Source organism: Stenotrophomonas sp. 62841_Sma, assembly GCF_056482945.1.
In genome coordinates this window covers 870,543-889,542 of record NZ_CM151224.1, presented here as the reverse complement: position 1 = coordinate 889,542, position 19,000 = coordinate 870,543, and the positions used below count along the sequence as shown (strand labels likewise).

At 64.3% G+C, this 19,000-nt stretch carries 23 protein-coding genes; 3 read left to right on the top strand and 20 right to left on the bottom strand.

The genetic code is table 11. The features are described 5' to 3' along the window. Positions 1 to 8 precede the first annotated feature (8 nt). Complete coding sequence (locus ACZK5G_RS04070; protein ID WP_478465403.1) at positions 9 to 1,631, top strand: amidase; 1,623 nt, start codon at positions 9 to 11, stop codon at positions 1,629 to 1,631. Positions 1,632 to 1,687: 56 nt separating this feature from the next. Here ACZK5G_RS04070 and ACZK5G_RS04065 read toward each other — a convergent pair whose 3' ends face one another. Continuing rightward, positions 1,688 to 2,875 (bottom strand): mechanosensitive ion channel family protein, encoded by a 1,188-nt coding sequence (locus tag ACZK5G_RS04065; protein WP_329914167.1) that lies wholly within the window; start codon positions 2,873 to 2,875, stop codon positions 1,688 to 1,690. A gap of 524 nt (positions 2,876 to 3,399) precedes the next feature. Between ACZK5G_RS04065 and ACZK5G_RS04060 the strand changes: the two genes are divergently transcribed. After that, positions 3,400 to 4,751, top strand: a protein-coding gene (locus tag ACZK5G_RS04060; protein ID WP_478463888.1) for an IS3-like element ISStma2 family transposase whose coding sequence is annotated in 2 segments (ribosomal slippage) — positions 3,400 to 3,847 and positions 3,847 to 4,751 — 1,353 coding nt in all. Because the reading frame shifts where the segments join, the coding sequence is not laid out codon by codon here. 148 nt (positions 4,752 to 4,899) lie between these two features. Here the strand turns inward: ACZK5G_RS04060 and ACZK5G_RS04055 are convergent. After that, positions 4,900 to 6,291, bottom strand: coding sequence for a class II 3-deoxy-7-phosphoheptulonate synthase (locus ACZK5G_RS04055; RefSeq protein WP_032129763.1), 1,392 nt, complete (start codon positions 6,289 to 6,291; stop codon positions 4,900 to 4,902). 221 nt (positions 6,292 to 6,512) lie between these two features. On the opposite strand from ACZK5G_RS04055, the gene ACZK5G_RS04050 reads away from it, so the two are divergent. After that, positions 6,513 to 8,639: a TonB-dependent receptor gene (locus tag ACZK5G_RS04050; protein WP_478465401.1), complete on the top strand. Its 2,127-nt coding sequence runs from the start codon at positions 6,513 to 6,515 to the stop codon at positions 8,637 to 8,639. A gap of 64 nt (positions 8,640 to 8,703) precedes the next feature. On the opposite strand, the gene ACZK5G_RS04045 is transcribed toward ACZK5G_RS04050, so the two are convergent. The 18 genes from ACZK5G_RS04045 to rpsQ form a co-directional block, all read right to left on the bottom strand. Then, entirely contained in the window at positions 8,704 to 9,210 is a 507-nt protein-coding gene (locus tag ACZK5G_RS04045) for a disulfide bond formation protein B (RefSeq protein ID WP_010483974.1), read from the bottom strand. Between the two features lie 185 nt (positions 9,211 to 9,395). Beyond that, entirely contained in the window at positions 9,396 to 9,779 is a 384-nt protein-coding gene (gene rplQ / locus ACZK5G_RS04040) for a 50S ribosomal protein L17 (protein ID WP_005408217.1), read from the bottom strand. A 191-nt stretch (positions 9,780 to 9,970) separates the two neighbouring features. Beyond that, the gene (locus tag ACZK5G_RS04035; RefSeq protein WP_010483975.1) at positions 9,971 to 10,969 is read right to left on the bottom strand and encodes a DNA-directed RNA polymerase subunit alpha; all 999 of its coding nucleotides are present in this window, start codon (positions 10,967 to 10,969) and stop codon (positions 9,971 to 9,973) included. A gap of 55 nt (positions 10,970 to 11,024) precedes the next feature. Next, positions 11,025 to 11,654 carry a 30S ribosomal protein S4 gene (gene rpsD / locus ACZK5G_RS04030; RefSeq protein WP_004145446.1) on the bottom strand — a complete coding sequence of 210 codons (630 nt, stop codon included), beginning with the start codon at positions 11,652 to 11,654 and terminating at the stop codon, positions 11,025 to 11,027. A 15-nt stretch (positions 11,655 to 11,669) separates the two neighbouring features. Beyond that, positions 11,670 to 12,059 (bottom strand): 30S ribosomal protein S11, encoded by a 390-nt coding sequence (rpsK, locus tag ACZK5G_RS04025; protein ID WP_004145443.1) that lies wholly within the window; start codon positions 12,057 to 12,059, stop codon positions 11,670 to 11,672. 11 nt (positions 12,060 to 12,070) lie between these two features. Continuing rightward, positions 12,071 to 12,427, bottom strand: a complete 357-nt coding sequence (rpsM, locus tag ACZK5G_RS04020; protein WP_004154500.1) for a 30S ribosomal protein S13 — start codon at positions 12,425 to 12,427, stop codon at positions 12,071 to 12,073. A 347-nt stretch (positions 12,428 to 12,774) separates the two neighbouring features. After that, on the bottom strand, positions 12,775 to 14,142 hold the full coding sequence (secY, locus tag ACZK5G_RS04015) for a preprotein translocase subunit SecY (protein WP_005408215.1): 1,368 nt from the start codon (positions 14,140 to 14,142) through the stop codon (positions 12,775 to 12,777). A 7-nt stretch (positions 14,143 to 14,149) separates the two neighbouring features. Beyond that, entirely contained in the window at positions 14,150 to 14,593 is a 444-nt protein-coding gene (gene rplO, locus ACZK5G_RS04010) for a 50S ribosomal protein L15 (RefSeq protein ID WP_004154498.1), read from the bottom strand. Between the two features lie 6 nt (positions 14,594 to 14,599). Next, on the bottom strand, positions 14,600 to 14,791 hold the full coding sequence (rpmD, locus tag ACZK5G_RS04005) for a 50S ribosomal protein L30 (protein ID WP_005408214.1): 192 nt from the start codon (positions 14,789 to 14,791) through the stop codon (positions 14,600 to 14,602). Then, positions 14,784 to 15,326, bottom strand: a complete 543-nt coding sequence (gene rpsE / locus ACZK5G_RS04000) for a 30S ribosomal protein S5 (RefSeq protein WP_005408213.1) — start codon at positions 15,324 to 15,326, stop codon at positions 14,784 to 14,786. The genes rpmD and rpsE overlap by 8 nt, the downstream gene beginning before the upstream one ends. 161 nt (positions 15,327 to 15,487) lie before the next feature. Continuing rightward, entirely contained in the window at positions 15,488 to 15,847 is a 360-nt protein-coding gene (gene rplR / locus ACZK5G_RS03995; RefSeq protein WP_024957318.1) for a 50S ribosomal protein L18, read from the bottom strand. An 80-nt stretch (positions 15,848 to 15,927) separates the two neighbouring features. Beyond that, positions 15,928 to 16,452: a 50S ribosomal protein L6 gene (gene rplF, locus ACZK5G_RS03990; RefSeq protein WP_049401434.1), complete on the bottom strand. Its 525-nt coding sequence runs from the start codon at positions 16,450 to 16,452 to the stop codon at positions 15,928 to 15,930. Positions 16,453 to 16,470: 18 nt separating this feature from the next. Continuing rightward, positions 16,471 to 16,869 (bottom strand): 30S ribosomal protein S8, encoded by a 399-nt coding sequence (gene rpsH / locus ACZK5G_RS03985; RefSeq protein ID WP_005408210.1) that lies wholly within the window; start codon positions 16,867 to 16,869, stop codon positions 16,471 to 16,473. 259 nt (positions 16,870 to 17,128) lie between these two features. Further along, the gene (gene rpsN, locus ACZK5G_RS03980; RefSeq protein ID WP_005408209.1) at positions 17,129 to 17,434 is read right to left on the bottom strand and encodes a 30S ribosomal protein S14; all 306 of its coding nucleotides are present in this window, start codon (positions 17,432 to 17,434) and stop codon (positions 17,129 to 17,131) included. 18 nt (positions 17,435 to 17,452) lie between these two features. Next, entirely contained in the window at positions 17,453 to 17,995 is a 543-nt protein-coding gene (gene rplE, locus ACZK5G_RS03975; RefSeq protein WP_004154491.1) for a 50S ribosomal protein L5, read from the bottom strand. Positions 17,996 to 18,006: 11 nt separating this feature from the next. Then, entirely contained in the window at positions 18,007 to 18,324 is a 318-nt protein-coding gene (rplX, locus tag ACZK5G_RS03970; RefSeq protein WP_004154490.1) for a 50S ribosomal protein L24, read from the bottom strand. Between the two features lie 16 nt (positions 18,325 to 18,340). After that, a complete protein-coding gene (gene rplN, locus ACZK5G_RS03965) occupies positions 18,341 to 18,709 on the bottom strand; it encodes a 50S ribosomal protein L14 (RefSeq protein ID WP_004145357.1) in 369 nt (122 codons plus the stop codon). An 11-nt stretch (positions 18,710 to 18,720) separates the two neighbouring features. Beyond that, positions 18,721 to 18,990: a 30S ribosomal protein S17 gene (gene rpsQ / locus ACZK5G_RS03960; protein ID WP_004154489.1), complete on the bottom strand. Its 270-nt coding sequence runs from the start codon at positions 18,988 to 18,990 to the stop codon at positions 18,721 to 18,723. Positions 18,991 to 19,000: the final 10 nt, after the last annotated feature.

Genomic DNA, 19,000 nt, shown 5'->3' with positions numbered 1-19,000 from the left:
GCCGCCCCATGCGCCCGTCCTTGCCGCCTCTGCTGACCTGCCTGCTCGCCGCGCTGCCGGCGCTGCTTTCGGCTGGCTGCAGCCCGGCCACGCCCAGCGCGCATGCGGCCGAACCTGCGAGCCGCAACGTGCCGTTCCCGTACGCCGAAACCGATGTCGCCGACCTGCAGGCGCGGATGACCGCCGGGGAACTGGACAGCACCACCCTGACCCAGGCCTACCTGCAGCGCATCGCCGCGCTGGACCGCACCGGGCCGCGCCTGCGCGCGGTGATCGAGCTCAACCCCGGTGCCCTGAAGGAAGCCGCCGCGCGCGACCGCGAACGCCGTGACGGCCGCCTGCGCGGCCCGCTGCATGGCATTCCCCTGCTGTTGAAGGACAACATCAACGCCGCGCCGATGGCCACCAGTGCGGGTTCGCTGGCCCTGCAGGGCTTCCGTCCGGACGATGCCTACCTGGTGCGCCGGCTGCGCGACGCCGGTGCGGTGGTGCTGGGCAAGACCAACCTCAGCGAATGGGCCAACTTCCGCGGCAATGCTTCGATCTCCGGCTGGAGCGCGCGTGGCGGCCAGACCCGCAACCCCTATCGCATCAGCCATTCGCCGTGTGGTTCCAGCAGCGGCAGCGCGGTGGCCGTGGCCGCCAACCTGGTCAGCGTGGCGATCGGCACCGAAACCGACGGCAGCATCGTCTGCCCGGCGGCGATCAACGGCGTGGTCGGCCTGAAGCCGACGGTCGGCCTGGTCAGCCGCGACGGCATCATCCCGATCTCCTTCAGCCAGGACACTGCCGGGCCGATGGCACGCAGCGTCGCCGACGCTGCCGCCGTGCTGACCGCGATCGCCGGCCGCGATGATGCCGACCCGGCCACCGCGACCATGCCCGGCCGCGCGGTCTACGACTACACCGCGCGACTGGACCCGCAGGGCCTGCGCGGCAAGCGCATCGGCCTGCTGCAGACACCGCTGCTGAAGTACCGTGGCATGCCGCCACTGATCGAACAGGCGGCAACCGAGCTGCGCCGCGCCGGCGCCGTGGTGGTGCCGGTGGAGCTGCCCAACCAGGGCGCCTGGGCCGAGGCCGAGCGCACACTGCTGCTGTACGAATTCAAGGCCGGGCTGGAGCGCTATTTCAGCACCCACCGCGCACCATTGCGCAGCCTGGCCGAACTGATCGCCTTCAACCAGGCGCACAGCAAGCAGGAACTGGGCCTGTTCGGCCAGGAGCTGCTGGTGGAGGCCGATGCCACCGCCGGCCTGGCCGACCCCGCCTATATCCGCGCCCGCAGCGATGCGCGCCGGCTGGCCGGCCCGGAAGGCATCGATGCTGCCCTCGCCGCCCACCAGCTCGATGCGCTGGTGGCGCCGACCACCGGCGTGGCATGGCCGATCCGCAGCGAAGGCGACGACTTCCCCGGTGAAAGCTACAGCGCCGCCGCCGTGGCCGGCTATCCCAGCCTCACCGTGCCGATGGGGCAGATCGATGGTCTGCCGGTGGGTCTGCTGTTCATGGGCACCGCCTGGAGCGAGCCGAAGCTGATCGAGATGGCCTACGCCTACGAACAGCGCACGCGCGCGCGGCGCCCACCGCACTTCGATACCGACGCACTGATCGACGCTGGCGAGCTGTGATCCGGTAGTGCCGGCCGCTGGCCGGCAGATCCGGAGTTGCCGGCCAGCGGCCGGCGCTACCGTCCGGGTTCCGGCTCCACCGGCACGATCGCCGCCTCACCATCTTCAGCACCCGGCGAACGCACATCCGCGGTGCGTGCACGTGGACCACGCGGCATATCCAGCTCATCCTCGTGTTGCAGCCGCGCACGCACCTGCGGCAGCGACTGCGGATGCTCGCGCGCGAGGAAATCGAGCATGCGCTCGCGCACCAGGCAACGCAGATCGAAGGCATCGCCCGAGCTGCGCGCGCTGACCAGCAGGCGCACCTGGATCGCACGCTCGCTGGTCTCGGTCACCTGGGTCACGCAGACCCGGCCATCCCACAGCGCTTCGCCACGGCAGATGCGTTCCAGCTCAGCGCGGATCGCGGCAATCGGCGCACGGTAGTCCAACCACAGGAACGCGGTGCCGAGCAGATCGGCGCTGCGCCGCGTCCAGTTCTGGAACGGGTTTTCGATGAACCAGGTCAGCGGCACCACCATCCGTCGCTCATCCCAGATGCGCACCACCACATAGCTGCTGCCGATCTCCTCGATGCGGCCCCACTCGCCCTCGACGATCACCACGTCATCCAGCCGGATCGGCTGCGTCACCGCGATCTGCAGGCCAGCGATCAGGTTGCCGAACACCGGCTTGGCCGCGATACCCGCCACCAGGCCGATCAGGCCTGCCGATGCCAGCAGCGCGGTGCCGATCTTCTGCACCATCGGGAAGGTCAACAGCACCAGCGATGCGCCCAGCACGATGATGCCGCCCATCAGCACGCGGCTGAGCACCCGCGTCTGGGTCTGGATGCGGCGCGCTTCCAGATTGTCGGAGACATCGATGGGATGACTGCGCAGGATCGCGCGCTCGCCCGCCGCCACCGCGCGTACCAGCAACCAGATGAAGCACGCGGTCAGCGCGATGTGCAGCACATGCTGCAGGTTGCCCAGCACCGGATCCTGTAGCGGCGTGGCCTGCAATGCGGGAATCAACAACAGCAGCGGCCATGCAGTGGCCAGTGGCAACCCGAGCACGCGACCGATGCGTGCACGCCGGCGATCACGCCCTTTCAATCGATGGTAGATCCAGAGGATCAGCCACGCGCCGATGCCGCCCACTACTGCTGCCAATCCCAATGGCCATGCGTAGGCCTGTGCGCTTTGCCAGTGCACCGTTGCCACCTCCACTCGAACAGCCAAGCGGACAGCCTCGCGCATGACGCATGAGTGTCACGTCAGTCGTTCGTAAGAAGGGTGTTGGTCGGCAGGGCTTGCAGCCCTGCACCTGCTGCGAGCTGGAGCAACAGCAACAGCAACAGCAACAGCAACAGCAACAGCCGAAGCAGAAGCGGGTTTCCTGCGGGATGGCGGGGTGGGTCCGGTTGCGGGGGGCGCTGCAAGTACGTCCATGTAAGCTCGGTCGCCGCATCCATGCGGCTCACGCCCCCGCAACCGGACCCACCCCGCCTTCGACAGATTCCCGCGATCTGCAGTAGATCCACGCCATGCGTGGATGAATCTCCATCGGAATCGAATATTTCGAATTGGAATCGAAATGCATCCACGCATGGCGTGGATCCAGCGTGTCGACCAAGGTCGACACCTACCAACAGCCGCCGGAATCTGTCAGAGGCGGGGCGATGTGGGTAGGCAGGACCGTTGGCGCCATGGATGGCGCCATCGAGCCCCCATGGTGAAGTGACCCCCGGGAGTTGGACACCAGATCCAACCCCGAGGGATACATGAACAAATACGACGCGCGTTTCAAACTGCAGGTCGCCAAAGAGGCCTGCAAGACCTCCACATCGGTCAAAGCCATTGCCCGTCGCCACGGCCTGGAGTTCTCCACGGTCAGGCGCTGGGTGGCGACCTATCGGCTGCATGGTTGGCGGGGATTTCATCGCCATGCCCGGTCCTATGACCTCCCGTTCAAACTGGCTGTCCTGGAGAAAATGAGCCAGGACGGCATGTCCGGGCGGGAGGCCACCACCTACTTTCAAATTGGCGATGCCGGCGCGGTGGGGCGATGGCGGCGCCTGTATGCTCAAGGCGGTGCCCAAGCGTTGGCACCCCCTCCGCCGCCGCCCCGAAAGCCGATGAAAAAGACCCGTTCGTCCAAGCCACCTGAGGATATGAGCCGCGATGAGCTGCTCAAGGAAGTCGCCTATCTGCGTGCGGAGACCGACTACCTAAAAAAACTCGATGCCTTGATCCGGGAAGAGCAGGCGGCGCAGGACGCAAAGCGCAAGCCGTCCAGGGATTGAGGCAGGTTCATACGCTGTCGCTTCTGCTCGAAGCAGCTGAGCTGTCACGCAGTACGTTCTATTACCAGAACCATGTCCTGGCCCATCCGGATCAGGATGAGGCAGCCCTGTGCGAGCGCATCCGTGCAATCTACGATCAAAGCCAAGGGCGCTATGGCTATCGCACGGTGACGCTGGAATTGGCCAATCAGGGTCATCGGACCAATCACAAGCGGGTTCAGCGCCTGATGGGGGAGATGGGACTGAAATCGCGGGTGCGTGTGAAGCGCTACCAGGCCTTCAAGGGGGCGGCCAATGTTGTGGTTGGCAATGACCTCAATCGCCAGTTCCATGCCGAGCGCCCCAACCAGAAGTGGGTGACTGACGTGACCGAGTTCAAGGTGCAGGGCATGAAGCTGTACCTGTCGCCGATCATGGACCTCTACAACGGTGAAATCGTGGCTTATCAGATCAAGCGTCGGCCCGTATTTGATCTGGTGGGCCAAATGCTGGAGGAGGCCATCAAGAAGCTTCCCCCGGATGAGCGCCCCATGATCCACTCCGACCAGGGCTGGCAGTACCAGCATGAAAACTACCGGCACATGCTGGAAAAGCACTCGTTGAAACAAAGCATGTCCCGGCGCGGCAACTGCCTGGACAATGCGGCGATGGAGAGCTTCTTTGGGACGCTGAAGTCGGAATTCTTCTACCTGAACAGCTTTGACAGCATCGAGAGTCTGGAAGCTGGGCTGGTGGAATACATCCAGTACTACAACGAAGAGCGCATCAAACTGAAACTGAAAGGTCTGAGCCCGGTAAAGTACCGGGAGCAGGCCCAATCGGCCGCCTGACCCCGTCCAAGTCTCGGGGGTCACTTCATGGATGGGTTTACGGCGTGTCCTGCCTGCCCACACCGCCCCGCCAACCCACGGAATGCCCGCTGTTGACGTTGACGTTGACTGCAGCAGGTGCAGGGCTGCAAGCCCTGCCGAAAATCCCTTACCGCACTTGCTCCTGCTTGCGCACGATCGCCATCGCGATCTCCAGCGACTGCTCGTAGTTCAACCGCGGGTCCACCGTCGAGCGGTAGGCGCGCTCCAGGTCACGTTCGGTCAGTTCGCGCGCGCCACCGGTGCACTCGGTCACGTCTTCGCCGGTCAGCTCCAGGTGCACACCGCCCAGTCGCGTACCTGCGGCCGCGTGCAGATCGAACGACATCTCCACTTCGCCACGCACGTTGTCGAAGCGGCGTGTCTTGAAACCATTGGCAGTGCTTTCGGTGTTGCCATGCATCGCATCGCACACCCACAGCACGCGGCGGCCATCGCGCTTGACCGCATCCAGCAGCGGCGGCAGCTTCTCGGCGATCTGCGCTGCACCCATGCGGTGAATGAAGCTCAGTCGACCCGGCTCGTCATGCGGGTTGAGCACATCAATCAGGCGCAGCAGCTGGTCCGGCGTCACCGACGGGCCGACCTTGATCGCGATAGGGTTGCGCACGCCACGCAGGTATTCCACGTGCGCGCCATCGAGCGCGGCCGTGCGCATGCCGATCCACGGGTAGTGCGTGCTCAGGTTCAACCAGCCCTGCTGGCGCGGCACCTGCCGGGTCAACGCCTGCTCGTAGGGCAACAGCAGCGCTTCATGCGAGGTGTAGAAATCGATGCGGTTGAGGTTGTGCACGCGGGCCCCGGCCAGGGTCTCCATGAAATGCACTGCATCGCCGATCGAGGCCACCATCTTCTGGTAGTCGGCGGCCAACGGCGAATGGCTCACCCATTCCAGGTTCCAGTACTCGGGGTGGTGCAGGTCGGCGAAACCGCCGTCGATCAGCGCACGCACGAAGTTCATGGTCATCGCCGAGTGCGCGTGGGCCTGCAGCATCCGCTTCGGATCCGGCAGCCGCGCCGCTTCGGTGAAGGCCGGCGCGTTGATGACATCACCGCGGTAGCTGGGCAGGGTCACGCCGTCGCGGGTCTCGGTATCGGCCGAACGTGGCTTGGCGTACTGGCCGGCGAAACGGCCGACGCGGATCACCGGCTGGCGCAGGCCATGCACCAGCACCAGGCTCATCTGCAGCAGCACCTTCAGCCGGTTGGAAATGGTGCCCGATTCGCAGTCGCTGAAGTTCTCCGCGCAGTCGCCGCCCTGCAGCAGGAAGCGCTTGCCTTCCTGCGCCTCGGCCAGCTGCTGCTTCAGCGCCAGGATTTCCCAGGAGGTGACCAGCGGCGGCAGCCGCTTCAGTTCGTGCAGAGCGGCGTCCAGCGCCACCGGGTCCGGGTAGGTCGGCATCTGCAGCGCGGTCTTGCCACGCCAGCTCTCCGGCGACCAGGCGGCGCCAGTGGCGGCTGCGGCGGGATCGGGCACGGGCGGAACGGCGGACAGGCTCATTGCAGACTTCCGGGATGGGGGGCGGTCATGGTCGCAGAGCCAGCCGCTGGCGCAAAGGGCCGACCTGCTCGGCCAGGCCGCCTGAACGGCAGGGAAAGGCCGATGCGAGCAGCCAGATCCAGCATGGTCAGCCGCTCAAGGCAGGCGCATGATCTGTTACGGAGTAACACTTCCACGTCATGGACCGGCCCCTTCCACGCCCTGCCATCACTCTTCCCATCATGAAGCCCTCGCCCCTCTCTACCGGCATCACCTTCGCCCTGGCCCTGGCCAGCCTGCCCGCCTTCGCGGCCGCCGCCGATGGCGCCGGGCCTGCGGTCAAGGACCTGGACACGGTCACCGTCAGCGCCCAGCTCGACCAGGCCCGCAACGCGCTGTCGCCGGACATCGGCAGCAGCCAGTACCAGATCACCGCCGAGGACATCCAGAAGCAGCCGCTGGGCGCCTCCGCGCCGCTCAGCCAGGTGCTGCTGCAGGCACCCGGCGTGGTCCAGGATTCCTATGGCGGCGTGCACGTGCGCGGCGACCACGCCAACCTGCAGTACCGGATCAACGGCGTGTTGCTGCCCGAGTCGATTTCCGGCTTCGGCCAGACCCTGGATGCGCGCACCATCAAGAGCATCCGCCTGATGGACGGCGCGTTGCCGGCGCAGTTCGGCGAGCGCACCGCGGCGGTGGTCGACATCACCACCCGCAATGGCGCCGAGCTGGGCAACGGTGGCAGCGCCGGACTGACCACCGGCTCGTTCGGCAAGGTGAACCCGAATGCCTCCTGGTGGGGCAACCAGGGACGCTGGAGCTGGTTCCTGACCGGCAACTACGACCAGAACGAAGTCGGCCTGGAGAATCCGACCAACTCGCGCAAGCCGCTGCACGACGATACCCACCAGGGCAAGGCCTTCGCCGACCTGACCTACCTGGTCAACGAGAACACCCGCCTGAGTGTGTTCGCCGGTTTCGCCAACAACCGTTTCCAGATTCCGGTCAATCCAGGGCAGACGCCGCAGTTCGGTTACCTGGACACCACCACCTTCGATTCCAGCCAGCTGGATGAGACCCAGCGCGAGACCACCCGCTTCGGCATGCTGGTACTGCAGGGCACGCTGGGCAGCACCGCCTACCAGCTGTCCGCCGGGCAGCGCTACAGCGATGTGGCGTTCAATCCGGACGTCATCGGCGACCTGGTGTTCAGTGGCGTCGCCTCGCAGGTGCAGCGCAGCAACCGTGCCAACACCCTGCAGGCCGACTTCTCCACACCACTGGGCAACGACCACACGCTGCGCTACGGCTTGTACGGCAACTACGAGAACGCACGGGCCAGCAGCAACAGCTGGGTGTTCCCGGTTGATGACGGCGGCCAGCAGTCCAGCACCACGCCGCTGCTGATTCCTGATCACAGCGCCTTCCATGCCAGCACGCTGGCGTTGTACGTACAGGATGAGTGGAAAATCGGCGACGACTGGACCGTCAACTACGGTCTGCGCGGTGACCGCTACAAGGCCTTCGGCCGCACCGAGGGCCAGCTCAGCCCGCGCGTGGGCGTGGTCTGGAATGCCAGCGACAGCACCACCGTGCATGCCGGCTATTCGCGCTATTTCACGCCACCGGCCAGTGAACTGATCGCCAGCAGCGACATCGCCCTGTACGACGGCACCACCAACCAGCAGCCCAGCGGTGGCAACAACACGCCGCTGGCCGAGCGCAGCGACTACTACGACATCGGCGTCTCGCAGCAACTGGGCGAACACCTGACCCTTGGACTGGATGCGTACGACCGCCGCGTCGCCCGCCTGCAGGACGAAGGCCAGTTCGGCGCCGCCTACATCTACTCGACCTTCAACTACCGCCGCGGACACATCCGTGGTCTGGAGTTCAGTGCCGACTACAGCAACGGTCCGTTCAGTGCCTACTTCAATGCCGCGCTGAACAAGGCCATCGGTACGGATGTCATCACCAGCCAGTACAACCTCGATCCCGAGGCGCTGGCCTATGTGGCCAACCACTGGATCCACCTGGACCACGACCAGAAGCTGACCTCGTCGGGTGGCCTCAGCTACGCCTTCGCCGGGCACAACCGGATCGGGGCCAACTACGTGTTCGGCAGTGGCCTGCGTTCGGACATCGAGGGCGTACCCAACGGTGGCGAGCTGCCGTCCTACCTGCAGGTGAACCTCAGCGCCGGGCACGACTTCAACGTCGACAGCGGCCATCCACTGCATGTGCAGCTGGCGGTGATCAACGCGTTGGACCGCAGCTACCAGCTGCGCGATGGCGGTGGCGTCGGCGTGTTCGCCCCGCAATGGGGACCGCACCGCGGCGCCTACCTGAGCCTGCAGCAGGATTTCTGAGATAGTGCCGGCCGCTGGCCGGCATTCCCGCGGTGTGCCGGCCAGCGGCCGGCACTACCCTGCTTCAGCGCTTGACCTTGCGCAGCGACACCACCAGCGCCCACAGCGCCAGCAGCACGAACCACACGCCCGACCACATCGGCATGGTCAGGCCCAGGAAGGTCCAGTCGATGTTGCCGCAGTTGCCGGTACCGGTCAGCACCGTGCGGAATACTTCCAGCGGCCCCATGGTTTCGCTCAGGAAGGCCAGCGGCGGGCCACAGGTGGACCCCATTTCCGGCGGCAGCATCTGCACGTAGACGTGGCGCGCGGCGATGCCGACACCCACGGCCGCGGCAATGAAGGCCAGCACGCCATAGGTCGCGCGTCCCGGGCGGTTGGACGGACCATGCAGTGCACCGATCAGGAACAGCAGGCCAAGCGCGGCGAACGCCAGGCGCTGGAAGATGCACAGCGGACACGGCTCCAGGCCCATCTTCAGCTGCAGGAAGATCGCGTAGCCAAGCAGGCCCGCGCAGATCAGGAAGCCCAGGAAGAACTGGGCGCGGAAGGGCCAGCGCAGTGGATTCATCGTCAACGCTCGAATGGATCAGGCGCCAAGCGTAACCGAGAGTGCGCGCCATTCGAACCGCCACAGGTGACGCCTGTCGGAACGGTGTGGGTCAGAGCCCTTTCTTGCGGAAAGGGATCCGACCCCGGAAACGCAAAAGCCCGGCAGAGGCCGGGCTTTCGCTGTGTCGCATTGGAGCGGTCCGATTACTCGGCCACTTCCTCGGCCACGACCGGACGGTCAACCAGCTCGACGTAGGCCATCGGCGCGTTGTCGCCAGCGCGGAAGCCGCACTTCAGCAGACGCAGGTAGCCGCCCGGACGGTTCGCGTAGCGCGGGCCCAGGATGGTGAACAGGTTGCCCACGGCTTCGTTGTCGCGCAGGCGAGCGAAGGCCAGACGGCGGTTGGCGACGGAGTCGACCTTGGCCAGGGTGATCAGCGGCTCGGCAACGCGGCGCAGTTCCTTGGCCTTCGGCAGGGTGGTCTTGATCAGCTCGTGCTTGAACAGCGAGGCAGCCATGTTCTTGAACATCGCTTCGCGGTGGGCGCTGGTACGGCTGAACTTACGGCCAGACTTCTGGTGACGCATGGTGATATTCCTTGGTTAATGATGAGACTGTGCGGATCGTTGTCGCCATCCTGGCGTTGCTGCGCGGACTGCGGTTGGTCCTGGCCACCCGTCCTGGGCGACCTGCCGCGCGAACCTGGGGTTCGTCGTGGCATGGTGTGTTGCGTTGAAGGCCCCACCGCGAACGGTGGAGCCTTCAGGCATTACCGATATCAGCCCAGCATGCCGTGGCTGGCGACACCGGCCGGCGGCCAGTTCTCCAGCTTCATGCCGAGCGACAGGCCGCGCTGAGCCAGCACTTCCTTGATCTCGGTGAGCGACTTCTTGCCCAGGTTCGGGGTCTTCAGCAGCTCCACTTCGGTCTTCTGGATCAGATCGCCGATGTAGTAGATGCTTTCAGCCTTCAGGCAGTTGGCCGAACGCACGGTCAGCTCCAGATCGTCGATCGGGCGCAGCAGCACCGGATCCACGCCGTTGTTGGCCGGCTTGGCTGCACCGCGGTCGCGGTGGGTGAAGTCACCGAACACCGACAGCTGGTCGCTGAGGATGTCGGCGGCGGTGCGCACGGCTTCCTCGGCGTCGATGGTGCCGTTGGTCTCGATATCGATGACCAGCTTGTCCAGGTCGGTACGCTGTTCGACGCGGGCCGCTTCCACGGCATAGGCGACGCGGCGGACCGGCGAGAACGAGGCATCCAGGACCAGACGGCCGATGGCACGGGTTTCTTCGTCCGGACGACGACGCGCGGCGGCCGGCTGGTAGCCGAAACCACGTTCGATCTTCAGACGCATGTTGATCGCCGTATCCTTGGTCAGGTGGCAGATCACGTGTTCGCCGTTCAGGATCTCCACATTGTGGTCGACCTTGATGTCGGCAGCGGTGACAACGCCCGGGCCCTGCTTGGACAGGGACAGGGTGGCGCTGTCGCCGGAGTGCATACGGATGGCCACGTCCTTGAGGTTCAGCAGGACTTCGAGCACGTCCTCCTGCAGACCTTCGACCGTGGTGTACTCATGCAACACGCCGTCGATTTCGACTTCCGTGATGGCGAAGCCCGGGATGGACGACAGCAGCACGCGACGCAGGGCATTACCCAGCGTATGCCCGTAACCCCGCTCCAAAGGTTCGATAACGACCTTTGCACGGGTGTCGGTAAGGCGTTCGATCTGCGGACCGCGAGGACGCAGAACCTGGTTGGCGGTAACCGTCATGTTGCGGGTTCTCCTAGTGAACCCCCGGCCGTCGCCGGGGGCTCTCCAATGTGAATTACTTCGAATACAGCTCGACGATCAGCGCTTCGTTGATGTCCGCAGGCAGATCCGAACGATCCGGAACAGCCTTGAAGATGCCGGTGAACTTCCCGGAATCCACTTCAACCCACGACGGGCTCAGGTCATGCTGGGCGGCGACGGTCAGGGCTTCCTGGACGCGCAGCTGCTTGGCAGCCTTTTCAGACAGAGCGATGGCGTCGCCAGCCTTGACCTGGTACGAAGCCAGGTTGACCGACTTGCCATTCACGGTGACGCCGCGGTGCGACACCAGCTGACGGGCAGCCGGACGGGTCACGGCGAAGCCCATGCGGTAGACGACGTTGTCCAGGCGGGTTTCCAGCAACTGCAGCAGGTTCTCGCCGGTGTTGCCCTTCTTGGTCGAGGCCTTCTTGTAGTAGTTGCGGAACTGACGCTCCAGCAGGCCGTAGATACGCTTGACCTTCTGCTTTTCACGCAGCTGGGTGGCGTAGTCGGACAGCTTGCCCTTGCGGGCAGTGGCGCCGTGCTGGCCGGGCTTCTGCTCCAGCTTGCACTTCGAGTCCAGCGCACGCGCCGGGCTCTTCAGGGACAGGTCGGCGCCTTCGCGACGGGCGAGCTTACAGGTAGGACCGATATAACGAGCCATTTCTTATCGCTCCCTTTAGACGCGACGCTTCTTCGGCGGACGGCACCCGTTGTGCGGGATAGGCGTCACGTCGATGATGTTGGTGATCTTGTAGCCGACGTTGTTCAACGAACGCACGGCCGACTCACGGCCCGGACCCGGGCCCTTGATGCGGACTTCCAGCGACTTCACGCCGTAGTCCAGCGCAGCACGACCGGCCTTTTCAGCAGCCACCTGGGCAGCGAACGGGGTCGACTTGCGCGAACCGCGGAAGCCAGCGCCACCGGAGGTCGCCCACGACAGAGCGTTGCCCTGGCGGTCGGTGATGGTGACGATGGTGTTGTTGAACGAAGCGTGGACGTGGGCAACGCCGTCGGTGACGACGCGCTTGATCTTCTTCTTGGTCTTAGCAGCGGGCTTAGCCATTTCTCAGTCCCTTACTTCTTGATCGCCTTGCGCGGACCCTTGCGGGTGCGGGCGTTGGTACGGGTGCGCTGGCCACGCAGCGGGAGGCCACGACGGTGACGCAGGCCGCGGTAGCAGCCCAGGTCCATCAGGCGCTTGATCGCGATGCCGATCTCACGGCGCAGATCGCCTTCCACGATGTACTTGCCGACTTCGGCGCGCAGGCGCTCGATTTCCGGCTCCGACAGATCGCGGATCTTGGTGGTCGAAGCAACGCCTGCGACTTCGCAGACCTTCTTCGAACGGGTACGGCCGATGCCGTAAATGCTTTGCAACCCGACCCAGACGTGCTTCTGGGCTGGCAGGTTGACGCCTGCAATACGCGCCATGACGCGGTTCTCCAGCTGAGTGATGGCCGACAGCGCACCTCGGGCACGCCAATCCGGCAGGATGGATCAAAAAAGTGAACTAGCGATACTAACAAGGTTCCGGTTTACATGGAAGCCCGTGAAACCATTGGTTTCATGAACCCGGCCTGGGGAGTGTGCCCAGGCTCCGGCGCCGGATGGGGTTGGACCTGGGGTTTCCCCCGGGGCCGCCCGCGCTACTCCAGCGCAGGACCACCTCATCACACCCCCACCCGGAACCGCTGCGGGGGCCGCCCTTCGTTTGTGTGGCCGGAGTCCGCGAAGCGGAGGGACCATCACGTCAGGAAGACGAAAGTATAACAGGCCAATCAGCCGCGGGCAAAACCGCCGCGGTTGCCGCCCTTCAGGTTGGCCTTCTTCAGCAGGCTCTCGTACTGGTGGGACATCAGGTGCGCCTGCACCTGGGCGATGAAGTCCATCACCACCACCACCACGATCAGCAGCGAAGTACCGCCGAAGTAGAACGAGGCGTTCAGCTGCGTGCGCATCAGTTCCGGCAGCAGGCAGACGATCACCAGGTAGGCCGAGCCGGCTGCGGTCAGGCGGGTCAGCACGCCGTCGATGTAATCGGCAGTGGCCTTGCCCGGACGGATGCCCGGAATCAGCGCGCCCGACTTCTTCAGGTTGTCGGCGGTTTCCTGCGAGTTGAACACCAGCGCGGTATAGAAGAACGCGAAACCGGTGATCAGCGCAGCGAACACGATCATGTGCAGCGGCTCGCCCGGGCCCAGGGCATTGGCAACCTTCTGCAGGACCTGGCCGAAGCTGCTCTGGTTGGCAGCCTGGCCGGACCACATGGCCAGGGTGGCCGGGAAGGCCAGCAGGCTCGAGGCGAAGATCGCCGGGATGACGCCGGCCATGTTGAGCTTCAGCGGCAGGAACGAGGTCTGGTTCATGTACGCGTTGCGACCGCCCTGGCGGCGCGCGTAGTTGACCGTGATCCGGCGCTGGCCACGCTCGACGAACACCACGAAGAAGGTGAAGGCGAGCACGACGATGGCGATCAGCAGCAGCTGGATGAACTGGATGTTGCCGTCGCGGTAGGCGTCGAAGGTGTGGATGATCGCACCCGGCAGGCCAGCGACGATACCGGCGAAGATGATCAGCGACACGCCGTTGCCGATGCCGCGCTCGGTGACCTGCTCACCGACCCACATCAGGAACATGGTGCCGGCGGTCAGCGCGACCACGGCGGTGAGCACGAAGCCCATGCCCGGCGCGTACACGACCGGAGCGCCCGACGGCGAGACCTGGCCCTGCAGGGCCAGCGCGATCGAGCCGCCCTGCACCACTGCCAGCAGCACGGCGCCGATGCGCGAATACTGGGTGATCTTGCGGCGGCCGGACTCACCTTCCTTCTGCATCGCCTTCAGGGCGGGGAAGATGTGCACGGCCAGCTGCATCACGATCGATGCCGAGATGTACGGCATCACGTTCAGCGCGAAGATGCTGAAACGGTGCAGGGCGCCGCCCGAGAACATGTTGAACATGTCCACGATGCCGCCGCCCTGCTGTTGCATCATGGCAAGCATGGCATCGGGATTGACGCCCGGCACCGGCACGTAGCAGCCGATGCGATAGACGATCAAAGCCCCGACGACGAACAGCAAACGTTGGCGAAGTTCAGTGAACTTGCCCATTCCGCCCGCGAGGTTACCGATGCCAGCTTGCGCCATGATTTTCTTACTCCGTTACGCTGCCGCCGGCAGCTTCGATCGCAGCCTTGGCACCCGCCGTGGCAGCGATACCCTTCAGGGTGAACGCCTTGGTCACTTCGCCCTTGACGACGACCTTGGCCTTCTTTGCAGTGCTCGGGACCAGCTTGGCAGCACGCAGGGCGGCGAAGTCGATCTCACCGGCCGGCAGCTTGTCCAGCGCGTACAGCAGCACTTCAGCGGTGTCCTTGGCGATCGGCGAACGGAAGCCGATCTTCGGCAGACGACGCTGCATGGGGGTCTGGCCGCCTTCGAAGCCAGCCTTGATCTTGCCGCCACCCTTGCGGGCGAACGAACCCTTGTGGCCGCGGCCGGCAGTCTTGCCCAGGCCCGAGCCGATACCGCGACCGACGCGGGTACGCTCGGTGCGGGCGCCCGGTGCCGGGCTCAGTTCATTGAGACGCAGAGTCATGGTCGATTACTCCTCAACCTGGACGAGGTACTGAACCTTGTTGATCAGGCCGCGCACCTGCGGGCTGTCCTTCAGTTCACGCACATCGTTGAGCTTGTTCAGGCCCAGGGCACGCACCGACAGGCGGTGACGCGACTGGGTGCCACGCAGGCCACGCACCAGGCGGACCTTGACAGTCTTGTTGGACTCATTAGCCATGGTTGAGTTCCTCCACCTTCTTGCCGCGCTTGGCCGCGATGCGGGCCGGCGACTGCGCAGCAGACAGGCCCTTCACGGTGGCACGCACCAGGTTGATCGGGTTGCGCGAACCGGTGGCCTTGGCCAGCACGTTCTTCACGCCAACCGCTTCCAGCACGGCGCGCATGGCACCGCCGGCGATGACGCCGGTACCTTCCGAAGCCGGCTGCATGAACACGCGGGCTGCGCCGTGACCATCCTTGATGGTGTGCCACAGGGTGCCGTTGTTCAGGTCAACGCTGACCAGGTTCTTGCGGGCCTGTTCCATCGACTTCTGGATGGCGACCGGCACTTCGCGGGCCTTGCCATAGCCGAAACCGACCTTGCCTTCGCCGTCGCCGACCACGGTCAGGGCGGTGAAGGTGAACTGGCGGCCACCCTTGACGGTCTTGCTGACGCGGTTGACCGCGACCAGCTTTTCGATCATGCCGTCGTCGATCTTCTCTTCGCGGTTACGGTCGCGATCGCGACCCCGCTGCTGACGCTCTTCTGCCATGTTGATTCCTTGGTTGTTTGGGTATGTACGGCTCGAAGCCGCTTATGGTTGTGGCGTGACGCGGCGTTCCGGTGGGCCGCTGCAGAAGAGCGGCGCCGTCCAGCCTCACTCAGGCTGGCGAGCAGGCAGGCAGGAGGCCAATGACCCCCTGCCCTTGTCCCTTAGAACTGCAGGCCGGCTTCGCGGGCCGCTTCTGCCAGGGCCTTGATGCGGCCGTGGTAGCGGTAGCCCGAACGATCGAAGGCAACCTTCTCGACGCCGGCGGCCTTGGCGCGCTCGGCGACGATACGGCCGACCTTGGCGGCGGCATCGGCGTTCTTGCCGTTCTTCAGGCCTTCCATGACGTCGGTCTGGGTGGTGTTGGCGGCAGCCAGCACCTTGGAACCGTCGGCGGTGAAGACCTGGGCGTACAGGTGCTGGCCGGTGCGCAGCACCGACAGGCGGGCGACGCCGAGCTCACGGATGTGGGCGCGGGTCGACTTGGCGCGACGCAGGCGGGCGATGTTCTTGTTCATTTTGATTATTCCTTGAAAGCTGAAGGAAGAGCTTTTCCCTGAGAAGTCCGCACAGGGATGTGCGGGCTCTTGCGAGGGACTCGCGCTTATGCCTTCTTGGCTTCCTTACGGATGATGACTTCGTCGGAGTACTTCACGCCCTTGCCCTTGTACGGCTCCGGCTTGCGGAACGCACGGATCTTGGCGGCAACTTCACCGACGACCTGCTTGTCAGCGCCCTGGACCAGGATCTCGGTCTGGGTCGGGGTCGACAGGGTGATGCCTTCCGGCGCCACGAACACGACCGGATGCGAGAAGCCCAGCGACAGGCTCAGGTCCTTGCCCTGCATGGCAGCGCGGTAACCCACGCCGACCAGCTCCAGCTTGCGCTCGAAGCCTTCGGACACGCCCTTGACCATGTTGGACAGGATCGCACGCACGGTACCGGTCAGTGCGACCAGCTCGGCGTTCTCGGTGCTCAGGGTGGCAACGCCGTTGTCGACGTTGATGGCAATACCGGCCGGCTTGGCCAGCGACAGGGTGCCCTTCGGGCCCTTGGCGGTGACGCTGTCCGACTGGACGTTCAGTTCAACCTTACCCAGGTCGATCGGCTTCTTGGCTACGCGGGACATAGTTCTACTCCTTTCGCCTTAGGCCACGAAGCACAGGACTTCGCCGCCGACGCCCAGCTGGCGCGCCTGCGCATCAGTCATGATGCCCTTGGAGGTGGAAATGATGGAGATACCCAGGCCGTTCATGACCTTCGGCAGCTCGCTCTTGCCGCGGTACTGGCGCAGGCCCGAACGCGAGAAGCGCTTCAGGGTCGCGATGACCGGCTTGCCTTCGAAATACTTCAGCACGATTTCCAGCTCGGACTTGTTGTTTTCCAGCTGGGTCACGCGCAGGTCGGTGATGTAACCCTCGTCCTTCAGGACCTGGGCAATCGCAACCTTGATCTTGGACGACGGGGCTTTCACCGTCTGCTTGCCAACCGCGGCCGCATTCTTGATGCGGACCAGCAGGTCGGCGATGGGATCAGTCATGCTCATATGAGTACCTTTGAGTGCACCGATATCCGCTTTCGCGAAAATCTGTTGTCTCCTGGAAACGGGCCAGGTCCCTTGATGCAGCGGGCCAAGGGCCCACCCCTACAACCCCGTCTGCACAGGGCAAGACGCGGGAGTATACGCCAAAAGAGCCCGGCTTGCGCCGGGCTCTTCGGTTTTTTTTGCGTCGGGAAAGCTGAATGCCTCCCCTGCCCGGTTCAGGCACCCCCGAAGGGGCGCCTGATCGCAGGGCCGGCTGGTATTACCAGCTGGCCTTGCGCAGACCCGGGACGTCGCCACGCATGGTGGCTTCACGCAGCTTGTTACGGCCCAGGCCGAACTTGCTGTAGACGCCACGCGGACGACCCGACAGCTCGCAACGGTTGCGCTGGCGGCTCGGCGACGAATCGCGCGGCAGCTTGGCCAGCTTGGTTGCGGCGTCGATCTTCTCTTCGTAGGTCGCGTCCACGGAGGACACGATCTTCTTCAGAGCTGCACGCTTTTCAGCGTACTTCTTTGCCAGCTTTTCCCGCTTGATGTCGCGGTTGACCATGGAGGTCTTTGCCATTTCGGTTTCCTCGACAGATCAGTTACGGAACGGGAACTTGAACGCTGCCAGCAGCGCCTTCGCTTCCGCATCGGTCTTCGCAGTGGTGGTGATGGCGATATCCATACCGCGGATCGCGTCGACGGCGTCGAAGTCGATTTCCGGGAAGATGATCTGCTCCTTCACACCCATGTTGAAGTTGCCGCGGCCGTCGAAGGAACGACCGGAAACACCACGGAAGTCGCGCACGCGCGGCAGCGAGATGTTGATCAGGCGATCCAGGAACTCGTACATCTTGTGGCGACGCAGCGTGGTCTTGCAGCCGATCGGCCAACCATCGCGGATCTTGAACGACGCAACCGACACACGCGACTTGGTGACAACCGGCTTCTGGCCGGAAATCTTGGTCATGTCGCCGACGGCGTTTTCCAGGATCTTCTTGTTGGTGGCCGCTTCGCCGACACCCATGTTCAGGGTGACCTTGACCAGCTTCGGCACTTCCATCGGATTGGTGTAGCCGAACTGCTTCATCAGCGCCGGCACCACTTCGTCCTTGTAGAACTTTTCGAGACGGGAACTCATCTTCTCATTCCTCAGGCGTCGAGCGCCTCACCGCTGGAGCGGAACACACGCAGTTTGCGTCCATCCTCCAGCACCTTGAAGCCAACGCGTTCGCCCTTGCCCGAAGCCGGGTTCAGAACATTCACGTTGGAGATATGGATCGAAGCTTCGCGCTCGACCACGCCGCCGGCAACACCTGCCTGCGGGTTCGGCTTGGTGTGGCGCTTGACGATGTTCACGTTGGCGACGACCACACGGTCGCCGTCGACGCGGACGACTTCGCCCTGCTTGCCCTTGTCCTTGCCAGCGTTGACGACAACCTGGTCGCCCTTCTTGATACGGTTAGCCATGATTATCTCCTGTCGCTCACAGCACTTCGGGAGCGAGCGAGACGATCTTCATGAACTTCTCCGAACGAAGTTCACGGGTCACCGGCCCGAAGATACGGGTACCGATCGGCTCCTGCTTGCTGTTCAGCAGAACGGCAGCGTTGCCGTCGAAGCGGATCAGCGAGCCATCGGCGCGACGCACACCCTTGCGGGTACGCACCACGACGGCGTCATACACTTCACCCTTCTTGACCTTGCCGCGCGGAATCGCATCCTTCACGGTGACCTTGATGATGTCGCCGATGCCGGCGTAACGGCGCTTGGAACCACCCAGCACCTTGAAGCACATCACCTGCTTGGCACCCGAATTGTCCGCGACGTCAAGGTAGCTCTGCATCTGGATCATGATTCAGCTCCTTATTCAGCCGCGCGCGTGATGACTTCCACCACGCGCCAGTTCTTGGTCTTGGACATCGGAGCAATCTCGGTCACGCGGACGACATCGCCTTCCTTGCAGGCGTTGTCGGCATCGTGGGCGTGCAGCTTCGTCGAGCGCTTGATGTACTTGCCGTACAGCGCGTGCTTGACCTGACGCTCAACCAGGACGGTAACCGTCTTGTCCATCTTGTTGCTGACGACACGGCCTTCGACCGTGCGCAGCGTCTTCTTTTCAGTATTGTCGCTCATAGCGGCCATC

What these genes read in the sequence shown, in the direction of transcription:
- rpsN (WP_005408209.1), bottom strand. Translation starts at nt 17,434, where the DNA reads ATGGCAAAGACCTCCATGGTCAACCGCGACATCAAGCGGGAAAAGCTG.
- rplX (WP_004154490.1), bottom strand. Translation starts at nt 18,324, where the DNA reads ATGGCTAACCGTATCAAGAAGGGCGACCAGGTTGTCGTCAACGCTGGC.
- ACZK5G_RS04035 (WP_010483975.1), bottom strand. Translation starts at nt 10,969, where the DNA reads ATGACGGTTACCGCCAACCAGGTTCTGCGTCCTCGCGGTCCGCAGATC.
- ACZK5G_RS04055 (WP_032129763.1), bottom strand. Translation starts at nt 6,291, where the DNA reads ATGAGCCTGTCCGCCGTTCCGCCCGTGCCCGATCCCGCCGCAGCCGCC.
- ACZK5G_RS04070 (WP_478465403.1), top strand. Translation starts at nt 9, where the DNA reads ATGCGCCCGTCCTTGCCGCCTCTGCTGACCTGCCTGCTCGCCGCGCTG.
- ACZK5G_RS04050 (WP_478465401.1), top strand. Translation starts at nt 6,513, where the DNA reads ATGAAGCCCTCGCCCCTCTCTACCGGCATCACCTTCGCCCTGGCCCTG.
- rplE (WP_004154491.1), bottom strand. Translation starts at nt 17,995, where the DNA reads ATGAGTTCCCGTCTCGAAAAGTTCTACAAGGACGAAGTGGTGCCGGCG.
- ACZK5G_RS04045 (WP_010483974.1), bottom strand. Translation starts at nt 9,210, where the DNA reads ATGAATCCACTGCGCTGGCCCTTCCGCGCCCAGTTCTTCCTGGGCTTC.
- secY (WP_005408215.1), bottom strand. Translation starts at nt 14,142, where the DNA reads ATGGCGCAAGCTGGCATCGGTAACCTCGCGGGCGGAATGGGCAAGTTC.
- rplO (WP_004154498.1), bottom strand. Translation starts at nt 14,593, where the DNA reads ATGACTCTGCGTCTCAATGAACTGAGCCCGGCACCGGGCGCCCGCACC.
- rpmD (WP_005408214.1), bottom strand. Translation starts at nt 14,791, where the DNA reads ATGGCTAATGAGTCCAACAAGACTGTCAAGGTCCGCCTGGTGCGTGGC.
- ACZK5G_RS04065 (WP_329914167.1), bottom strand. Translation starts at nt 2,875, where the DNA reads ATGCGCGAGGCTGTCCGCTTGGCTGTTCGAGTGGAGGTGGCAACGGTG.
- rplQ (WP_005408217.1), bottom strand. Translation starts at nt 9,779, where the DNA reads ATGCGTCACCAGAAGTCTGGCCGTAAGTTCAGCCGTACCAGCGCCCAC.
- rpsM (WP_004154500.1), bottom strand. Translation starts at nt 12,427, where the DNA reads ATGGCGCGTATTGCAGGCGTCAACCTGCCAGCCCAGAAGCACGTCTGG.
- rpsQ (WP_004154489.1), bottom strand. Translation starts at nt 18,990, where the DNA reads ATGAGCGACAATACTGAAAAGAAGACGCTGCGCACGGTCGAAGGCCGT.
- rpsK (WP_004145443.1), bottom strand. Translation starts at nt 12,059, where the DNA reads ATGGCTAAGCCCGCTGCTAAGACCAAGAAGAAGATCAAGCGCGTCGTC.
- rpsE (WP_005408213.1), bottom strand. Translation starts at nt 15,326, where the DNA reads ATGGCAGAAGAGCGTCAGCAGCGGGGTCGCGATCGCGACCGTAACCGC.
- rpsH (WP_005408210.1), bottom strand. Translation starts at nt 16,869, where the DNA reads ATGAGCATGACTGATCCCATCGCCGACCTGCTGGTCCGCATCAAGAAT.
- rplF (WP_049401434.1), bottom strand. Translation starts at nt 16,452, where the DNA reads ATGTCCCGCGTAGCCAAGAAGCCGATCGACCTGGGTAAGGTTGAACTG.
- rplN (WP_004145357.1), bottom strand. Translation starts at nt 18,709, where the DNA reads ATGATCCAGATGCAGAGCTACCTTGACGTCGCGGACAATTCGGGTGCC.
- rpsD (WP_004145446.1), bottom strand. Translation starts at nt 11,654, where the DNA reads ATGGCTCGTTATATCGGTCCTACCTGTAAGCTCGCCCGTCGCGAAGGC.